Raw genomic sequence first — 16,775 nt, forward strand, 5'->3', positions numbered from 1 at the left:
CCTTTCCTCAGGATATTTCCTGAATCCATTCTTTAATCTTGTTAGCTGCATAAAAAATCGCATCTTCACGAACAGTGTTTCGATTTCCTTTTATGTTTTGCTCATATACACGACATTCATCTTTATATGCTATTCCAATATACACTAGCCCTGCCGGCTTATTTTCCATAGCGGAGGGTCCAGCATTCCCTGTAAAAGATACACAAATATCGCAACCTAGCATTTTTTTTGTCTTTAATGCCATTTCTTTTGCGCAGGAACTGCTGATTACCCCATCTTTTTCAACAACTTCACTGCTAACTCCAACAACATTCGTTTTTATGTCGGTTGCATATGTCACGATACCACCTTTTAACACAGCGCTTGCTCCACTGATTTCAGCTAGCTTTGCACAAAACAACCCAGCTGTAAAACTCTCACAGCTCCCTATCGTTAAATGCTTATTTTTCAGACAATCTAACAGTTCTTCCATTTACATTGACTCCATAACAATATCTTTTAATTGTATGAAATATTGAATTCCACTTGCAAGAGATACGATCGTTGCAGCCCATAACAAGATCTGATCCATTGGAATACCTACAAATGCAAATGGCAAATTTTTTAGCATTAGGAAAATAATTGCAAACATCTGTAACACTGTTTTTATTTTCCCCAGCATTCCTGCAGCAACAACTTTTCCTTTTGCACTGGCGTTCATACGAAGCCCATCTACAATCATATCACGCCATATCATCAAAAGCACAGCTAAAACAGAAATACGAGAAGTACAGGCAAACAGAATCAACATACTGTTTACTAGTAATTTATCCGCAATTGGATCAACGAATTTACCAAAAGATGTAATAAGATTACGGCTTCTAGCAATTTTTCCATCCAAAAAATCGGTAAAAGATGCGACTGCAAATAATACAAATACTAAGATGTCTGATAAAGTAAACACGATATCCCCATTTGCTGTATGAATACGAAAACATTCCATAATACCATCTGTCAAAAAAAGTATGACAATGATAGGCACCAAAGCAACGCGAAACAGCGATAATTTATTTGGAAGATTCATTTTGATCACCTACTGTAAATTCAAAAGTATAAGAAGTACAAGATCCAGTCCATGTAGACGGATTGACAGAACTGTCTAATTTTACAACTTTGTCATTGATTTTAATTTCTGTTTGATACATGCATCCAACATAAACATTAATTTTAGTTCCCTTTTTAACTTCTACTTCTGTTGAGGCAGTCTGTCCCATGTTGTAAACCTCATTGTTACGAACCTCTTCATTACCATCATTAATGATAGTAACGCTATAACCCGAATTACTTCCATTAAATGCAGTATCTACTTTTAACTTATCGCCATCTTTTACATTTGTTAAGAAAAAGTGAGTTGCATCATCACCGGCAACAATTTCCATTTCTTCTTTTTCGCCAGAATTATCGGAAGAAGGTTTATTAGAATTTTCTTCCGTAACATTTTCCCCAACTTTATTTTGAATCGGTGCAACCGGCTGTTTCTGGCTTAAGTCATCATTTTTATTACCTGTTTTCAAAAAGATAACAAAGGCAAATAAAATTATAATGGCTACTACACCAATAATTGCTACTAAAGAAACCAAAGATACATCCGGCTTTTGAATACGCAAAGAACGCCGTCCCGTATCACTGCTTTGAACACGACTTAAACGCTCTGAACGTGAAACGTTCTTCTCGATTTCCTGATGTGTCAACTCCGCTTTATTAAGAAAAGTTGTCGTATAATCATCGATACTTTCTCTTAATTCATCTTTTACATCTTCGAAATCAACATTTACCGCTTCACAATAAGATTTAACAAAAAAACGCAAATATGACAAATCCTCATGAAAAAAAGACATATCTCCTTCTTCCAATGCTTTGACATGTTTTGGTGTTAAACGAGTTTTCTCACTGATGTCATCTACACTTAAACCAAGTTCTAATCTTTTTTCCTTTAGCATTTTACCGATATTTTCCATAACACACCTCTTCAACTAAAAAACAAATTAAATTACCACTACAATAGCATATTGATAGATATTATCATTATAGCAAGCAAAGAATAAATTGTAAAATTTTTTAGGAATTTTCCATACATTTCACATACTTTTTTCAAAATTCCAATATTTTCAGTAATTTTAACCACCGAGAAAAAACCTTTCTATAAAAAAAGCAGAGATACAACTCTACTTTTTCTGATTTCACTGCATAAGCCATGTTCTGTACTTCAAATAGAAGTGGCAGCCATTTATCTACATAGATAATCTATGTTCCATCTGATGGTTTCGTTTCACCTCAGACAGATTCCCCTACCAAATTTGGGTTTCTCGCTTGCGGGGTTTACCCGTTCCACCTTTATGATTTCTCATAAAGCTCGTCTCTGTGGCACTTTTAAAGATTTCCATCATAGTTTTCACCTTAGATTTCCATCAGCCGTCAGTTTGCACTGCCTGGATTTATCATTTCATCCAGCACAAACACTACATTCATCACAGAATGTGCGAGCATGGACTTTCCTCTAGCAATATTTGCCAGCGACTGCCGCAGCAAATCCTTTATTTTTTGAACACTTCATTTTCTAAACGTGTCAATCGTTTTAAAATATCCACGTTATCAATGACTGCTTCTTTATCTACTGTATTTGCCTTGCTTTCAAACTCTGCAATACGATTTTTCAAAGATGCAATCTGACGTTCATATTCCTGAAGATGGTCACCAAGTTCTTTTATCATTTGATCATATTCCTGATAATCACTAATAACTAAATCAAGAAATTCATCTACCTCAATAGAGGAGTACCCCTTAAAATCGATGTTAAACTGTTTGTTTAATACATCTTCAACTGTCAATTTGAATCGTTTATCCATATATGACTCACCTTCCGCTTTATAGTTTCTCAAAAAATAGAGTATTTTTCAAGTTTTTTTTGATGAATTTTCTCTCTTTCTTTCTGAATTCTTACAACTTTCGAAAGAAAATTGAATATGATATGGTTTTATAGACTTGAAAATTATTTTGTTATATAATTAGACAGGTGATAGATTGTGATAGGATATCCAAACAAAAAGAAGATAAGCACAACGCATTCTGTTTCTGATAACTACACTCGAAGAGGAATGTCATTGGAAAAAGATTTGAATGACAGCAATGCATATTATGCAGATTGTGATCGTGCTTTGATTCATAAAAAGCCCACCCCTATACAGGTGGTCAAGGTAGATTACCCTGCACGTAACTCGGCAAAAATCACAGAGGCATACTACAAAACTCCTAGTACGACCGATTACAACGGTATCTATCGTGGACGGGCAGTAGATTTTGAGGCAAAAGAAACACGTTCCTTAACTTCATTCCCGTTCAAAAGTATTCATCCACACCAGATTCAGCACTTAAAAAAGGTGTTATATCATGGAGGCATTGGTTTTTTTATCATTCGCTTTTCGCGTTACAGCGAAACATATCTAATTGATGCCAGAATATTGATTGATTTATATGAAAATGGAAAAAAACAGTCAATATCTTACAAAGAGCTGCAAGAACTAGGTTCTTTAATACGCGAGAGTTTAACCCCTCGCCTATGTTATCTGGACAATGTGGATGATTTATTCTTCAAGGAGGAGATTAATTATGGCAAAGAATCCTAAAACCAATAAATCAAAAAGAAATCCGCGTAAAATCATAAATTCCATTATCGTCGTATTTCTTTGTTTAATTTTAGTAGGCAGTGTGAGTGGCTTTTTTATCTTAAGCAAGATCGTTGCTAAAGTACAGCTGACAGATGAAGAATTGGTTGAAAAAATCGTAAACTCCAGCCCTACTGAAGTTTATTCAGCAGATGGTAAAAAAATTGGGGAACTTGGTGCAGAATCCAGAGAACTGATTACATACGATCAGCTCCCTCAAGTAACCATTGATGCATTTTTAGCAATTGAGGACTCTCGTTTCTTTACACACAATGGTTTTGATCTTCCACGTTTTATTTCCAGTGCTTTTTCAAATTTACGTACAGGAAGCTTGGCACAAGGTGGTTCTACATTAACCATGCAGACTATCGATAATTTCTTGATAAAGCCGCAGGAAGAAAAAGATGAACAAGCAGGAATCAGATACAGCCCGCTTGAAAAGATCGAGCATAAAATTCAGGAAATTTATTTAAGTATGCGTTTAGATCATCTGGAAAGCAAAGAAGATATTCTTGTTGCTTATTTAAACAAAATCAACTTTGGTTCTTCTATGAATACAAGAGGAATCCAAAAAGCTGCAGAATATTATTTTGGGAAAGATGTAGAGCAGTTGAACTTAAGTGAATCAGCATTCTTAGCTGGTGTAGTGAATGCTCCTGCACTTTATAATCCATACAAAGGATATTCAAAAGAATATCAAACAAATTATTATAAAGCTGCAACACAGCGAAGAAATGAAACACTTTCCATGATGTTAATGCATGGATATATCACAGAAAATGAGTACAACCTGGCAAAATCAACAAAGCTTGCTTTTCAGGTAAATGGTGAGCCTAGCGAGACTGAAACTTCTTCTTATCAGTATTACATTACGCAGGCTGCAGAAGAGGCAAGAAAGCTAACGGGTGTCGATCCAGCAACTACATCAATGAAAATATACACAGCATTAGATCGTGATGTACAAGATCAAATGAATAAAATTGCGGATAAAGAAAGTGGCATTGCAATGCCAAATAATCCATATTATCAAATCGCATCTGTTGTCATGAACAACCAGACCGGAGAAGTAGTTGCAATCAATGATGGCTTTAATGAATCTATGGCAAGCTATCGTTCCCGTTCTATGGTAGATACGCATGCTCCTGGTTCAACGATGAAACCAATCCTAGAATATGCATTATCTTTTGAGAACTGTGGGTGGGCTACATCTCGTGTCATGAATGATAGAAAGTTTGATGTCAATGGACACGTGATCGTCAATTATGATATGAAATATCATGGAAAGGTATCTTTGGAACGTGCAATAGCACAGTCTTTAAACGTTCCTGCCGTAGAAACCATGTTAACCGTTGAAGATACAATGGGAGCAAATTCTATTATTGATTATTTGAAATCTTTAGGATTCAAAGATGAAGTAGCTGAAAAATATGATTATCAATATGCAATTGGTGCCAATAACATGGAAGCAACACCATTAGAAATGGCAGCGGCATATTCTGCATTCGCTAATGGCGGAACTTATATTCAGCCTCATTTAGTAACAAAAGTTGAATTTTCAGATGGCAGCAAAGTTATTGAAAACAATCCAAAACAAACACAGGTATTAAGTCCTCAGGCTTCCTACATGGTAAACGATTTATTATATAAAGCTGTTAATGGCAAATATAATTCTTATAACTATATGGGAGGCGTATTTGCTGGAGCAGGCTATCCTGTTTACGGAAAAACAGGTACTTCCGATTGGGATGATTCTGTTGCACAATATATCGGTGGGAAAGCTAAAGATAGCTGGATGGTAAATTATACCAGTCAGTACACCGTAGCTTCCTGGAATGGATTTGATGGAAGAGTGGATGGCTATAGCTATTTATCAACAGATATCCAAAATATGAATGTACCTGGACGAATTAATCGTATGATTTTAGATATGTTAAGCAATGGAGCATATAAGATTCAGCGTCCAGATGGGCTTAGCTCTTATGGTGGCGGATTAATAAAAACAGAATACTTAAAAGATGCAGCAAAAAACAATCCAGAAACAGAAAACAATATGAAGGATTATCACAAAGAGCTTGAAAAAGTTATTGATAATTATCTAAAATATGATGCTTCTAAATATAGCGAGGAAACATGGAAAGCATTTAGCAGTGTCTTAGAAGAAGCAAAAAAAGCTCTTGATAACAAAGACTTAACGGATGAAGAGTTAAAAGAATTAATTTCCAAGCTGGATAAGGCCTCTAAAGAATTAAAAGAAAAAGAAGTTGTAGTTGATGTATCTTCTTTAAATAATGCTATTAAAGAAGCTCAACTATATCTGGATACAAGTAAATATGATGCAAATGCAGTGGCAAATCTGATGAAAGCTGTAAATGATGCCAGCACAATAGCCGCAAAAGAAGGAGTTACGCAGCAGGAAATTGATGCTGCTGTCGCAAATATTAACAGTATGATTACTATATGCAAAAATAGTCCTGTTAATACTCCGCCAGGCAGCACAACAGAAAATGGCAATAATGTAACAGTGCCACCTACTCCATCTAATTAAATATTCTATCCTCTAGCGAGATATTTCAATCTCGCTTTTTCTATACAAAAAAAGCCGGATAAATAGATTATCCAGCTCCACGAAATAAATACATTATTTATTTTGATTTTTATATTTTTCAAGTTTTTCTTTTTTACAGATATTTTGAAATGGACAATTATTACATTGGGGATTTCGTGCCGTACAAAAATATCTACCAAAAAAGATAAATAAATGATGTGCTTTATTCCAGCGCTCTCGCTTTATTTTTCTTTTTAATTTCTGTTCAACAACTTCCACACTATCATATACTTTAGCTAATCCCAAACGCTTAGAAATACGTTCTACATGTGTATCAACCGCAATAGATGGAATATCAAAACAAACACTGCGTACAACGTTAGCTGTTTTTCTTCCAACTCCAGCTAATGATGTCAAATCTTTCATTGACTGTGGTACATTTCCATCAAAGGATGTTAATAAAGATTTGCTTAGATTTTGAATAGAGCGTGCTTTGTTTCTATATAAACCAATACGTTTAATTTTGTCTTCTATATCTTTAATATCTGCATTAGCCATTGTTTTTGGGTCAGGAAAACTTTCAAATAATGCAGGAGTAACTTTATTTACTGCATTATCTGTTGTTTGAGCTGATAAAACAACCGCAACTAAAAGTTCAAAAGGATTTTTATGGATTAATTCACAATGTGCATCAGGAAACATAATTTCCAGCTGATCTAAAATTTCATCTGTTGTTATCATCTTCTGCCCTCTTCATACATTTCTGCCGTTAACCCTTTTTCTTTCCAAATTTGCAAAATACGTTCTATATAGTCAAAACTCTTTTTCTCATATGTCAATGCTTCGCGTAAAGCATAACGAATCAGTTTTTGATCATATTCTTTCATCCAGTCGCTTAAACGCTGTACTTCTATTTGTGATAAAGGTCTTGCAAATTCATTTTCAAAATGTTCAAACAAAGATTCATTAAAAAGATTTCCAGTATTCTTATTTTCTTCAAATAGACCATCTATTTGAAACATAACCCGTCCATCTTTCACATCAATCGAAACATAACCCTTACTATTTAATTTTGTAAATAATTCATCAATTTCATCCATGGACTTCTGCATTTTAGTACTCAATAATTCATGTGTCACAGAAATATGATTTTGATTCATAAAATCAATCAATAAAACCATCAAGGTTTCATCTGCACTCATATTAAATTCATTTAAATGATCTAAGATATAGTCTCTTTTATTGACATGTCTTTCCTTCCACCATTCCATCTATTTTCCTCCAGTTCTAATAATATATACTTCTTCTAAAGTTTCGTAATCTAATAAAACTTCTCCTAACTCACAATACACAACATATACCGGATTATTATATCCATATCCAAGCTGCACATCATTTACCCTGGTATTATATTTATCTTCAACGCTTCTTTTTGCCTCATCAAAGCGAACAGTATCATCTTCTCTAGAGGTAATCGCAACTCCTTTTTCATTAAACCAAATCCAGCGATTCTCCTCTTTTCCAACATACGTTGTATACTGAAAAATGTGTCGATGAAGATTTTTAATATCTTTAAATTCTTTCTGTATCATTTTTTCTTGTTCTAAAATATCAGCTTCATATTTAAATTTAGGTCCACTGATAAAAACAGCAACACCTAGATAGAAAATAAAGCATGTTAAAAGAAGTAATCCTAAAGTAATTCCTATTGACTTCACATTTATATGCTCTTTCATTGAATACCCCCTATGCTTTTTTCACTGTTGTTATTATACATGATTTTTTAGATAAATGCACAAAAAAAGCGTATGAAACGCTTTTTACAATTGTTCAATAAACTTTTTACAAAACTCTGCACTTCGATTTGCAGCATGTTTTACATAGGTTGTAAAATCCATATGTGAATTTTCTTTATGTGCAATATCCGACAAAGAACGAAGAACAACGAATGGTACATGATAATGTGAACATACCTGTGCAATTGCTCCAGCTTCCATTTCTGCACAAACAGCATCCGGGAAACGCTTTTCTAAAACTGTAAGCTGATTTTCACCTGCAATGAACTGATCTCCGCTGGCTACAAGTCCACAATGCACACAAACATCCATTTCCTTCAGTGTCTTTTCACAAAGTTCACATAATTCTTTATCCGCATCAAAATATAAACCAATACCTTCTTCTCCATCAATGGGACTAGTATCAAAATCATGTTGAACAACTCGTGTACTAACAACGGCGTCTAAAATAGACTGTTCCTTTTTTAATCCGCCTGCCGTGCCGATATTAATCACTTTTTCTATGCGAAAGTTCTCTAAAAGAATCGTTGTAGCCATAACAGCATTTCCCTTACCTACTCCACTTTTTAATACCATTACACGCTTATTCTTTATCGTTCCCTGTATCATCTTAATTCCAGAAATATGCTTCAATTCTTTATGTTCCAATAAAGTTTCAATAGCCTCTACTTCACTATCCATTGCGGCAATAATCCCAATCATGCTTTCACTTCCTTTCTACAAATATAGAACTGTTTTTCTCCTTCACAAATTCCAGGATATACAAAATCTGTTAATACTTCTACCTTAAAACCTGTTTCTTTAAGTTTATTCATTACCCATGCTGGCTCATAAACTTTTTGAATATGCTGTTCTAAAACACTTCGTCCATCTTCATCATAGAAGGCAAAATTCTGATATATACAATCTTCAATCGTTTGTATTGTCCACTGGTATTCATGTCCATTGATGCGACCTGCCTCATTATATTCCTCTTGAAACTCTTCTAGTCGATCCATCGAATGCATATCTACAATAAAAACACCTTCATCTTTTAAATGGGCATATACACCCTGTAACATGTTTTCAACATCTTCTTCTTTTAAAAGATAGTTAAAACTGTCACACAAGCATAAGATTCCATCATACATATCTTCACCAGTAAAATGACACATATCCATAACGTTCCATTCTACCAGTTCACTATTTTCTTTTGCTTTTGCCTGCGTAATCATATCTGCACTTAAATCACTTGCATGGACTTCATAGCCATCCTTTGCAAGTGCAATCGTGATTTCTCCGCTGCCACAAGCCAGTTCCATGATTTTTCCTTTTGGAAGATAACTTTCAATTAAATCTACCCATGCTTTTGTTGCTTCTTCATCTTTTACTAAAGCATCATAAAACTCTGCCAGTTTTTCATACATCATAAGCAAAAGTCCACCTTTGGAAGATCAGCATATAATTTTTCCAGCTGAAAGTGATTTCTTTCTTCTGTTTGAAATACATGGACAATTATATCCCCTAAGTCTACCAAAACCCAGGAAGAATCACGATCTCCTTCCATAGAGCGAACCTGATAACCATTTTCTTTTACTCTATCGCAAACATTATCCGCTATCGCATACACCTGACGCAAGCTGTCTGCACTGCAAATAACGACATAATCAATAGCAGGATTTAAAGAAGAAAATGTGTATAACAATGGGTATTTTCCTTTCTTTTCATCAATTGCTTTCTGTACAACTTCTAAAAGACTCTTCATCTCTTCAACTCCTTATTGTAACGTTCCTTCTTTTCTTAAATATTCTTGTTGTTCTTTTTTTACACGTTTAAATCCCAAATCTAAGTTCATCTTACATAATTCAATTTGTTCACTGGAATCATATCCACGTGAAGGATCTAGTTTATCTGCAATAAACAAAATCTTATCATACGAAGATTTTCCATCACCCAGCACATGATGATAAATTGCAGATATAACATCTTTATCCCTAACATCCAATTGTCTTTTTACAAAATCCGCGCCAATATACCCATGCCAAATAGCAGGTGCTTCATTCATGTGAAAAGGCATATGATGTCTCATCCATATTTTTGAAATCTCATATGGCATTTGTTTGCATATATCATGTAAAATGCCCATTTTCCATGCTTTTTCCGTATTCAAATTATGAGCACTTGCCAATGCAACGCATAACTGTGCAACAGATAGACTATGTCTATAACGTTTTTCATTCATATACTGCCTTATGGTTTCTTCAAAATATAAACCTTTCTCTGCTATTTTTAAACGTACAGAAACAGGTACTTCATATAATTTTTTTCCTTGACGAATTTCTGTAGAAGATACAGGTATTAAATCCATGGAAACTCTTTTCATTCCTTCTGGCAATATCGAAGACCCTTCTCTGGAAAATACATAAAATTCGACTTCTTTCTTCAAACGTTTTGACTCTTTCCAGGCATCAAATTGTCTAGCCTGATCATCTCCAATCAGCCAGCAGAAAGAATGCTGAGGATAGCGTTTCTTTAATTCCTCTACTGTATGAATCGTATAAGAAATACCCTCTAGTTTTCCTTCTAATTTACATATTTTCATATGTTTATAAGGTTTTATCGCTGCCTCTAATAGTTCACATCGATCTTCAAAAGAAGCCAATGCTGTTTCTTTTAGAGGAGTATCTTTACTTGGCATAAACCAAACTTCTTGAACAGGAAGTTTTTTTAAAGCTGTTTTTGCTATTTGCAAGTGTCCATTATGAACAGGGTTAAAACTTCCCCCTAATATCGCAATATGCATACTACAGCTCCAATTTATTTTTCTTGCTTCTTCTATATAACACAAATGTACGTCCTATGATTTGAACGATTTCACTAGATGTAGCCCCACTCATATCAAGAGCTGCCTGTCTTACATCATCTGCACAAGTTTTAAGCAAAGCTATTTTTACCAGTTCATGTGCTTCTAAAGAATCTGAAACAGTTCGTATCATATTTGGAGTGATTCCATCTTTACCAATCTGAAATAAAGCACGTTTTGTCTGTGCCAATCCTCTTAAATAACTCTTTTCTTTATTTGTAAGCATATTAAATCATCGCCTTTCTAAATGTTACATTTACATTTTTATTCACATACACTTTTATTTCTTTCACATCTCCACTAATACAAAACCACCCCAGACCATGGATAACAACATCAATTTTATGTTGTGCACCCTTAGTTGTATATACTTCCATATCATGAAAATCATGATCCATAGAAGGAGACAGCAGTTCATTCAAATGGGTTTCCCATAAACGATCTGCTTTTTCCTGTTTTCCTCTATGCAAAGGAAGTCTTTCAGAAAAATAAGCAACACAGCTTACTTTTTTTCCGCCTATCAAATCCAGACGAACAAGTCCTCCTAGCGAAATGCTTTGATCTTCATATAACTGATATCCTCTTGGTTTTAATTTACGAGATGGAACAACGGTTTTTAATAATTCATCATCAATATGAGTTAAAAATGAATCCATTCTTGTAAGACCTGGAGTATCGTATAAAATATAATCTTTCATTTGTATTTCATTGATATCTAATGTAGTTCCAGGATGACGGGAAGTTGTTAAATTCTGATTTCCAAGAAGAGCATTTAATAATGTACTTTTTCCTGCATTTGCCATTCCCATAACCGCTACATTTCTTCCTTTGCGATAAATAGCAATTGCTTCTTCAATCTCTTCTATAGAGTTATTCTGCTCCCTACTTGGATGTTTTACCAAATCACCGCTAATAACAATTCCCTGAACAACAATCGATAATTCTTTTAATCGGCGCAATAAAAAATCTGCAAGTTTCTCATCAGATAAAGTATCTGGCAGCAAATCTCGTTTTGTCGCAACCATTAAAATATCTTTTCCCATCAAATGACGATTTAACCCTTTGATCATATTCGCCTCAAAATCAAACAAGTCAACGACCCATACGATAAGGGCATCCAATTTTGCGATACGTGCCAGCATTTCATCAGAGTCAATTCCCTGCTTCATGGAAATAACGACATCATCATAATGACGAATACGAAAACATCTTTGACAATAATCTGCTTCCATTTTTGGTGTATATCCAATTGCCTGCTTATTTTCATTTTGTAAAACTACACCGCATCCTTTACATATTTTACTCATCAAACTCTCCTCTTTTCAGCTTTCCGCTTTTTTCTAAAAGAAAAAATACCATTCTTTCAAATATTCGATTAAACTTCGTAAATGACAAATCTCTTTGTACAATTGGGGCAGTTAAAATCGTAAATAAACGCATGATATTTGCCCCCAGCATATCTGTCATCAGCTGATCACCTATAACAGCAACTTCATTTCGAGAAACTGCCATTTCTTTTAACATTTTGCGATAGGAAAATGGCAAAGGTTTACATGCGAAAGGATAGGAAACAGGATTTTCCAATTCGCACCCATCTACAAATGTTTTTACACGTTCTTCTACATTATTTGAAATAAAAACGACACGAATTCCTGCCTCCTGCATTTTTTTCAAAAAGCTTTTTGCCTCTTCATCCGGTAAAGCTACATCATGGGGAACAAGTGTATTATCAATATCGCATACAAGCAGCTTAATTCCTTTTTCCTTTAAGAACTCAGGTCTTAATGATGTATATTTTCGTATGTAATAATTAGGGGTAAAAAGTTTTAACATGTATCCATCTCCTATCGTATTTCTCATTATTTTCATTATAGCATATTTCCTGTTTCACTTCGATTTATTTTACTGGAAAACTTATACTTTGTCCATAAGAAATTATTCAAAATGAATACATATTTTGATAAAATAAACGTAATAGAAATGGAGGTTTTTAAAAAATGAAAATCTGTAAAGAAACAATCGAAAAAATTACAAGAGAACTTATCAATACACCTAGTCCTGTAAGTTATTACGATGAAATTCATCCAAAACTGGAAAAGCTTGCGGATGCTTATGGCTACTCAATCACGTATGATCGAAAACGAACTGCCTATATTACAGTGGATGGAGAAGATAATTCCAAAACGATTTGTATAGGAGCTCATCTTGATACGCTAGGTTTGATGATTCGACACATCAATGAAGATGGTACCCTTGCTTTACGAAACTTGGGAGGTATCAATTACAACAATTTAGAAGGATGTTTTTGCAAAGTTCATACAAGAGAAAACAAAACCTATACAGGTATGATTCTATGCCGCTATCACTCTGTTCATGTTTTTGATGAAGCAAGAAAAGTTCTTCGTGATGAAACAAATATGGTAGTTATATTAGATGAGCATGTAAGCAGTAAACAGGATGTAAAAAATCTTGGTATCGAACATGGCGATATTATTTCCATTGACCCAGACTATCACTATACAGAAACCGGTTTTATAAAGTCACGTTTTATTGATGATAAGGCTGCAGCAGCTGCTGTATTTGCGGTATTAGAAAGTTTACAGAAAGAAAATAAAAAACCTGCATACCGTACACTGTTTGCCTTTCCTATTTATGAAGAAATAGGACATGGTGGAGCTTATGTACCAGAGGAAGTCAGTGAATATGTTGCCTTGGATATTGGTTTGATTGGGCCTGATTACAATGGAAGTGAATACAAAGTATCCATTTGCGCAAAAGATAACTATACACCATATGACAGAGGATTAACTAATAAAATCATTGCTTTGGCAAAACAGGAAAACATCGATTATTGTGTAGATGTATTTTATCATTATGGCAGTGATGCCAGTGCTGCTATTCGAGCTGGAAATAATCTTTATGCGGCAGCTTTCGGTATGGGATGCTTAAGTTCTCATGGAATGGAACGCTGTCATATCAACAGTATTATGGAAACCGCAAAACTTTTATATACTTATCTTATGAGCAGATAAGTAAAAAAGCATCTATTTTGTTCTTTATAAACAGAATAGATGCTTTTCTTATACATTTTTCTCTTCTTTTTGAAATTCACGATAAATTTTCATAAAAGCACGTTTTTCTATTCGAGATACATATGATCTTGAAATATGCATTTCTTTCGCAATCTCTCTTTGTGTTTGTTCCTCCTGTTTAAATAATCCAAATCTTCGTGTGATGATTTCTAACTCTCTAGGATCTAATACATGAAGATATTTCTTCAACTTTATAACCCTATCTTCAAGTACGATCGAATCAACAACACTTCGCTGCACAGGAGCCGCAATAGCATCTAGAAGCGTTATTTCACTTCCATCTTTATCTGTCGCAATCGGATCATTTAAGGATACATTTTGAAAATAATTTTTAGAACTTCTAAGGTACATTAAAATTTCATTTTCAATACAGCGTGATGCATAGGTTGTAAGTTTATGTCCCTTTTCAGGCTTAAAAGAATCAATTGCCTTAATCAAGCCAATGGTTCCAATACTTATCAAATCTTCGCTTTGTTCTTTCTTTATATCATATTTTTTTACAATATGTGCGACCAGTCTAAGATTATGTTCAATTAGTTTTTCCCTAGCCTGCTCATCATGTTTTGACAAACGTTCTATACAATCCGTCTCTTCTTCTTTTGATAAAGGTTTTGCGAAAGAATTATTTCGTACATATCCTACATAACATAGTGCATGTTGGAGAACTTCAAAAACTGCACTCAGCATTTTTATCACCTGTTGTATATATATGTCGAAAAAAGTTAAAATATGAAAAAAGCAGGATATTTCCTGCTACATCATATCTTGAAGAAAAGATCGATAATAAATCTTAAACGACATCTTCTCATTTATTTTTTCTAATGCAATCTTAAATCCGTCAATATCAAAGACTGCAACATCAATATAAGAATAATATACACCTACAGCACCACCCATCGTTCTTGCGATAGATATATCATATAACAAATCGTTGATTTCTTTTTCCAGCTGCTGACGTACCAATGCCTCTTTTTCATCCTCATATAGCTTTTCAAAATACAAATAACCATACTCTCCACCTAATTCTTTAAAAGCACTGCAGGTATCACTTTCTTTATTTAATAATTCTTCCTGCAGCTGTGGATTTGTTGTGACAATCAGTTTCATATCTTTACGCAAGGTTTCACTAACAGGCTTTTCATCTAACTTATAAGCCGTGTATATAGATAATGGATCATGGTATTCCATCCAGTCTTTATCAACTATGATATCACAAATATCTTCATAGAAATTTGGAAGCAGACATACATTTTCTTCATCACTAGGTGCATCTAAAATTTCAATACTGCTAATACGAGCTTCAAATTCTAACTCTCCGATAAACAATTCCAGCATGTATGCGACAACCTGTTCCTTATAGCTTTGATCCACCCCATCTAATGCTTCACAATAAACTTTTATATCCAGCATATGCATGGCATCATTGATTGTATAATAAACTTTAAAATCACTTCCGCGTACTTCTTTGTCTTTAATTCTTAAAACAGTATATAACGCTCTCTCACTTAACGGAGGACGTACATCATTAATGATCCAGTCTTCTTTTAATACAGAGGGCGCATTCTTTTTCAATAAAGCAGATGCAAACTGTGCATTCTTGTTTCCGCCACAAGCAAATGTCATTTCAAAAAAGCCAGTTTCACTCATTTCTACTTCCATCTTACATCCACTAATTCTTTTCAGCTGACTATTCAAATCTTCTAAGATATGTCCATATTCATGGCTATCCTGCTGTTTTAATGCAGTTTCTAAATCTTCTCTTATCGTTTCAAAATATTTCCAGAAATTTTGTACTCGATGTTTCAGGTTCATAAAACATTTCTCCTTTACATGTTTTTCAACTGGATTATTATAACATATCCTTGTCTGTTACAATACAAAAAGTCTACATTCATTATTATTTTTTCTGATAAGGTTTCGCAATTTTATAGGTGTAATATACATCAACAAGAAGAAGACTTAGTAAAACAAGCAAAGAATATACAATACTCATAAAACTATCTACACTTATGCAAATAATGAATAGAACAACACCCGCAAACATACATGTGATACCTCCAAATCGCTGACTTTTTTTCCATGTTTCCTCATTTAACATGCTCCATTTCGTACGTAAACCTAACACAGAGTTTTTACGAAGCTTTGGCATTACATTTCCCATTATAACAAACATAATCGCGATAAGTCCAAAGACAAGCTGTATAGGGTTTAGAGGAAGAATTGACAAATCCTCTATTAGAAAATAGGCTGTATATAAAAAATAATAGGTTTGACTTTGCAAGATCAATACTGTAAAAATCGTTAACAACAATTCAATTTGCTCATTATTATGTCCATTTTTTCCTGTTTTGATGCATATTTTGTTCCTGCATATAAAATTAAACCAGCCACTGTACAAATAAGTGGAGATACTAAAACTTCATATTTACTTCCCCAGCGATCAGCTAAGTAATCTGCTCCATAATGTATAGGTACTTGTTCTGGCATAGACGGCAAAAGAAACAAGGTAAAGACAACAGGCAATACTATAAGTACAGCATATATGATTTTTTTCACTTTCATAAACTATCTCCTTATTTTATCAATCCATATAAGAACTTCATCAAGTATCGACAAATTCAATTCATAATAAATAAAATTTTTATAACGTGTTTCATAAATCAGTTCCGCCTTTTTTAATTTCGTTAAATGATAAGATAATGCCTGCGGTGTCATTTGAAGCTTTAAAGCTAATTCACCAGAACTTATTTTTCCCTCCTTCAACAACAACAAGATTTCTTCTATTTTCATCAACAATAG

22 protein-coding genes and 1 other RNA gene are annotated in these 16,775 nt (G+C 34.0%); 3 read left to right on the top strand and 20 right to left on the bottom strand.

What is annotated here, in order from left to right; translation table 11 throughout:
* Positions 1–7 precede the first annotated feature (7 nt).
* From A9CBEGH2_RS04715 to A9CBEGH2_RS04735, 5 genes are all read right to left on the bottom strand, one after another.
* A complete protein-coding gene (locus A9CBEGH2_RS04715) occupies positions 8–472 on the bottom strand; it encodes a CinA family protein (RefSeq protein ID WP_115715029.1) in 465 nt (154 codons plus the stop codon).
* Entirely contained in the window at positions 473–1,063 is a 591-nt protein-coding gene (gene pgsA / locus A9CBEGH2_RS04720) for a CDP-diacylglycerol--glycerol-3-phosphate 3-phosphatidyltransferase (protein ID WP_115715030.1), read from the bottom strand.
* A complete protein-coding gene (locus A9CBEGH2_RS04725; RefSeq protein ID WP_163104371.1) occupies positions 1,047–1,997 on the bottom strand; it encodes a helix-turn-helix domain-containing protein in 951 nt (316 codons plus the stop codon). The genes pgsA and A9CBEGH2_RS04725 overlap by 17 nt, the downstream gene beginning before the upstream one ends.
* 225 nt (positions 1,998–2,222) lie before the next feature.
* Positions 2,223–2,568, bottom strand: an RNA gene (gene rnpB / locus A9CBEGH2_RS04730) — RNase P RNA component class B.
* A gap of 5 nt (positions 2,569–2,573) precedes the next feature.
* A complete protein-coding gene (locus A9CBEGH2_RS04735; RefSeq protein ID WP_115715032.1) occupies positions 2,574–2,885 on the bottom strand; it encodes a DivIVA domain-containing protein in 312 nt (103 codons plus the stop codon).
* A 177-nt stretch (positions 2,886–3,062) separates the two neighbouring features.
* Between A9CBEGH2_RS04735 and recU the strand changes: the two genes are divergently transcribed.
* Positions 3,063–3,662, top strand: coding sequence for a Holliday junction resolvase RecU (gene recU, locus A9CBEGH2_RS04740; protein ID WP_115715033.1), 600 nt, complete (start codon positions 3,063–3,065; stop codon positions 3,660–3,662).
* Positions 3,646–6,246, top strand: a complete 2,601-nt coding sequence (locus A9CBEGH2_RS04745) for a transglycosylase domain-containing protein (protein WP_158572218.1) — start codon at positions 3,646–3,648, stop codon at positions 6,244–6,246. Before recU ends, A9CBEGH2_RS04745 begins: the two co-directional genes overlap by 17 nt.
* A gap of 93 nt (positions 6,247–6,339) precedes the next feature.
* Here A9CBEGH2_RS04745 and nth read toward each other — a convergent pair whose 3' ends face one another.
* From nth to A9CBEGH2_RS04795, 10 genes are all read right to left on the bottom strand, one after another.
* Positions 6,340–6,984 (bottom strand): endonuclease III, encoded by a 645-nt coding sequence (gene nth / locus A9CBEGH2_RS04750; RefSeq protein WP_115716062.1) that lies wholly within the window; start codon positions 6,982–6,984, stop codon positions 6,340–6,342.
* Entirely contained in the window at positions 6,984–7,517 is a 534-nt protein-coding gene (locus A9CBEGH2_RS04755; RefSeq protein ID WP_115715035.1) for a DnaD domain-containing protein, read from the bottom strand. The genes nth and A9CBEGH2_RS04755 overlap by 1 nt, the downstream gene beginning before the upstream one ends.
* Positions 7,518–7,982 carry a hypothetical protein gene (locus tag A9CBEGH2_RS04760; protein ID WP_115715036.1) on the bottom strand — a complete coding sequence of 155 codons (465 nt, stop codon included), beginning with the start codon at positions 7,980–7,982 and terminating at the stop codon, positions 7,518–7,520.
* Positions 7,983–8,066: 84 nt separating this feature from the next.
* Complete coding sequence (locus A9CBEGH2_RS04765) at positions 8,067–8,744, bottom strand: 5'-methylthioadenosine/adenosylhomocysteine nucleosidase (RefSeq protein ID WP_118361877.1); 678 nt, start codon at positions 8,742–8,744, stop codon at positions 8,067–8,069.
* Positions 8,741–9,451 carry a class I SAM-dependent DNA methyltransferase gene (locus A9CBEGH2_RS04770; protein WP_115715038.1) on the bottom strand — a complete coding sequence of 237 codons (711 nt, stop codon included), beginning with the start codon at positions 9,449–9,451 and terminating at the stop codon, positions 8,741–8,743. The genes A9CBEGH2_RS04765 and A9CBEGH2_RS04770 overlap by 4 nt, the downstream gene beginning before the upstream one ends.
* Complete coding sequence (gene rsfS / locus A9CBEGH2_RS04775) at positions 9,448–9,786, bottom strand: ribosome silencing factor (RefSeq protein WP_115715039.1); 339 nt, start codon at positions 9,784–9,786, stop codon at positions 9,448–9,450. The genes A9CBEGH2_RS04770 and rsfS overlap by 4 nt, the downstream gene beginning before the upstream one ends.
* Before the next feature lie 12 nt (positions 9,787–9,798).
* A complete protein-coding gene (gene nadD / locus A9CBEGH2_RS04780) occupies positions 9,799–10,824 on the bottom strand; it encodes a nicotinate (nicotinamide) nucleotide adenylyltransferase (RefSeq protein ID WP_118361879.1) in 1,026 nt (341 codons plus the stop codon).
* Position 10,825: 1 nt separating this feature from the next.
* Positions 10,826–11,110: a YhbY family RNA-binding protein gene (locus A9CBEGH2_RS04785; protein ID WP_115715041.1), complete on the bottom strand. Its 285-nt coding sequence runs from the start codon at positions 11,108–11,110 to the stop codon at positions 10,826–10,828.
* A gap of 1 nt (position 11,111) precedes the next feature.
* Positions 11,112–12,191 (bottom strand): ribosome biogenesis GTPase YqeH, encoded by a 1,080-nt coding sequence (yqeH, locus tag A9CBEGH2_RS04790; protein ID WP_115715042.1) that lies wholly within the window; start codon positions 12,189–12,191, stop codon positions 11,112–11,114.
* Positions 12,184–12,717: a YqeG family HAD IIIA-type phosphatase gene (locus A9CBEGH2_RS04795; protein WP_118276878.1), complete on the bottom strand. Its 534-nt coding sequence runs from the start codon at positions 12,715–12,717 to the stop codon at positions 12,184–12,186. Before A9CBEGH2_RS04795 ends, yqeH begins: the two co-directional genes overlap by 8 nt.
* A 164-nt stretch (positions 12,718–12,881) precedes the next feature.
* On the opposite strand from A9CBEGH2_RS04795, the gene A9CBEGH2_RS04800 reads away from it, so the two are divergent.
* Positions 12,882–13,916: a M42 family metallopeptidase gene (locus A9CBEGH2_RS04800; protein WP_118361881.1), complete on the top strand. Its 1,035-nt coding sequence runs from the start codon at positions 12,882–12,884 to the stop codon at positions 13,914–13,916.
* 48 nt (positions 13,917–13,964) lie between these two features.
* Here the strand turns inward: A9CBEGH2_RS04800 and sigK are convergent, their stop codons facing one another.
* The 5 genes from sigK to A9CBEGH2_RS04825 form a co-directional block, all read right to left on the bottom strand.
* On the bottom strand, positions 13,965–14,663 hold the full coding sequence (gene sigK, locus A9CBEGH2_RS04805) for an RNA polymerase sporulation sigma factor SigK (RefSeq protein ID WP_115715045.1): 699 nt from the start codon (positions 14,661–14,663) through the stop codon (positions 13,965–13,967).
* A 66-nt stretch (positions 14,664–14,729) separates the two neighbouring features.
* A complete protein-coding gene (locus A9CBEGH2_RS04810) occupies positions 14,730–15,788 on the bottom strand; it encodes a hypothetical protein (RefSeq protein ID WP_115715046.1) in 1,059 nt (352 codons plus the stop codon).
* 85 nt (positions 15,789–15,873) lie between these two features.
* Positions 15,874–16,287, bottom strand: coding sequence for an SdpI family protein (locus A9CBEGH2_RS04815; protein ID WP_118276875.1), 414 nt, complete (start codon positions 16,285–16,287; stop codon positions 15,874–15,876).
* A complete protein-coding gene (locus A9CBEGH2_RS04820) occupies positions 16,278–16,538 on the bottom strand; it encodes a DUF1648 domain-containing protein (RefSeq protein ID WP_118276874.1) in 261 nt (86 codons plus the stop codon). The genes A9CBEGH2_RS04815 and A9CBEGH2_RS04820 overlap by 10 nt, the downstream gene beginning before the upstream one ends.
* Positions 16,539–16,541: 3 nt before the next feature.
* On the bottom strand, positions 16,542–16,766 hold the full coding sequence (locus tag A9CBEGH2_RS04825; protein WP_115715048.1) for an ArsR family transcriptional regulator: 225 nt from the start codon (positions 16,764–16,766) through the stop codon (positions 16,542–16,544).
* Positions 16,767–16,775 lie beyond the last annotated feature (9 nt).

The sequence above is a fragment of the Amedibacterium intestinale genome, from assembly GCF_010537335.1.
Taxonomy (GTDB): Bacteria; Bacillota_I; Bacilli_A; order Erysipelotrichales; family Erysipelotrichaceae; genus Amedibacterium; species Amedibacterium intestinale.

Excerpts from the sequence above, each read along its gene's own strand:
- A9CBEGH2_RS04715 (WP_115715029.1), bottom strand. The coding sequence starts at position 472 with ATGGAAGAACTGTTAGATTGTCTGAAAAATAAGCATTTAACGATAGGG.
- pgsA (WP_115715030.1), bottom strand. The coding sequence starts at position 1,063 with ATGAATCTTCCAAATAAATTATCGCTGTTTCGCGTTGCTTTGGTGCCT.
- A9CBEGH2_RS04725 (WP_163104371.1), bottom strand. The coding sequence starts at position 1,997 with ATGGAAAATATCGGTAAAATGCTAAAGGAAAAAAGATTAGAACTTGGT.
- A9CBEGH2_RS04735 (WP_115715032.1), bottom strand. The coding sequence starts at position 2,885 with ATGGATAAACGATTCAAATTGACAGTTGAAGATGTATTAAACAAACAG.
- A9CBEGH2_RS04745 (WP_158572218.1), top strand. The coding sequence starts at position 3,646 with ATGGCAAAGAATCCTAAAACCAATAAATCAAAAAGAAATCCGCGTAAA.
- A9CBEGH2_RS04755 (WP_115715035.1), bottom strand. The coding sequence starts at position 7,517 with ATGGAATGGTGGAAGGAAAGACATGTCAATAAAAGAGACTATATCTTA.
- A9CBEGH2_RS04760 (WP_115715036.1), bottom strand. The coding sequence starts at position 7,982 with ATGAAAGAGCATATAAATGTGAAGTCAATAGGAATTACTTTAGGATTA.
- A9CBEGH2_RS04765 (WP_118361877.1), bottom strand. The coding sequence starts at position 8,744 with ATGATTGGGATTATTGCCGCAATGGATAGTGAAGTAGAGGCTATTGAA.
- A9CBEGH2_RS04770 (WP_115715038.1), bottom strand. The coding sequence starts at position 9,451 with ATGATGTATGAAAAACTGGCAGAGTTTTATGATGCTTTAGTAAAAGAT.
- rsfS (WP_115715039.1), bottom strand. The coding sequence starts at position 9,786 with ATGAAGAGTCTTTTAGAAGTTGTACAGAAAGCAATTGATGAAAAGAAA.
- nadD (WP_118361879.1), bottom strand. The coding sequence starts at position 10,824 with ATGCATATTGCGATATTAGGGGGAAGTTTTAACCCTGTTCATAATGGA.
- A9CBEGH2_RS04785 (WP_115715041.1), bottom strand. The coding sequence starts at position 11,110 with ATGCTTACAAATAAAGAAAAGAGTTATTTAAGAGGATTGGCACAGACA.
- yqeH (WP_115715042.1), bottom strand. The coding sequence starts at position 12,191 with ATGAGTAAAATATGTAAAGGATGCGGTGTAGTTTTACAAAATGAAAAT.
- A9CBEGH2_RS04795 (WP_118276878.1), bottom strand. The coding sequence starts at position 12,717 with ATGTTAAAACTTTTTACCCCTAATTATTACATACGAAAATATACATCA.
- A9CBEGH2_RS04800 (WP_118361881.1), top strand. The coding sequence starts at position 12,882 with ATGAAAATCTGTAAAGAAACAATCGAAAAAATTACAAGAGAACTTATC.
- sigK (WP_115715045.1), bottom strand. The coding sequence starts at position 14,663 with ATGCTGAGTGCAGTTTTTGAAGTTCTCCAACATGCACTATGTTATGTA.
- A9CBEGH2_RS04810 (WP_115715046.1), bottom strand. The coding sequence starts at position 15,788 with ATGAACCTGAAACATCGAGTACAAAATTTCTGGAAATATTTTGAAACG.
- A9CBEGH2_RS04820 (WP_118276874.1), bottom strand. The coding sequence starts at position 16,538 with ATGAAAGTGAAAAAAATCATATATGCTGTACTTATAGTATTGCCTGTT.
- A9CBEGH2_RS04825 (WP_115715048.1), bottom strand. The coding sequence starts at position 16,766 with ATGAAAATAGAAGAAATCTTGTTGTTGTTGAAGGAGGGAAAAATAAGT.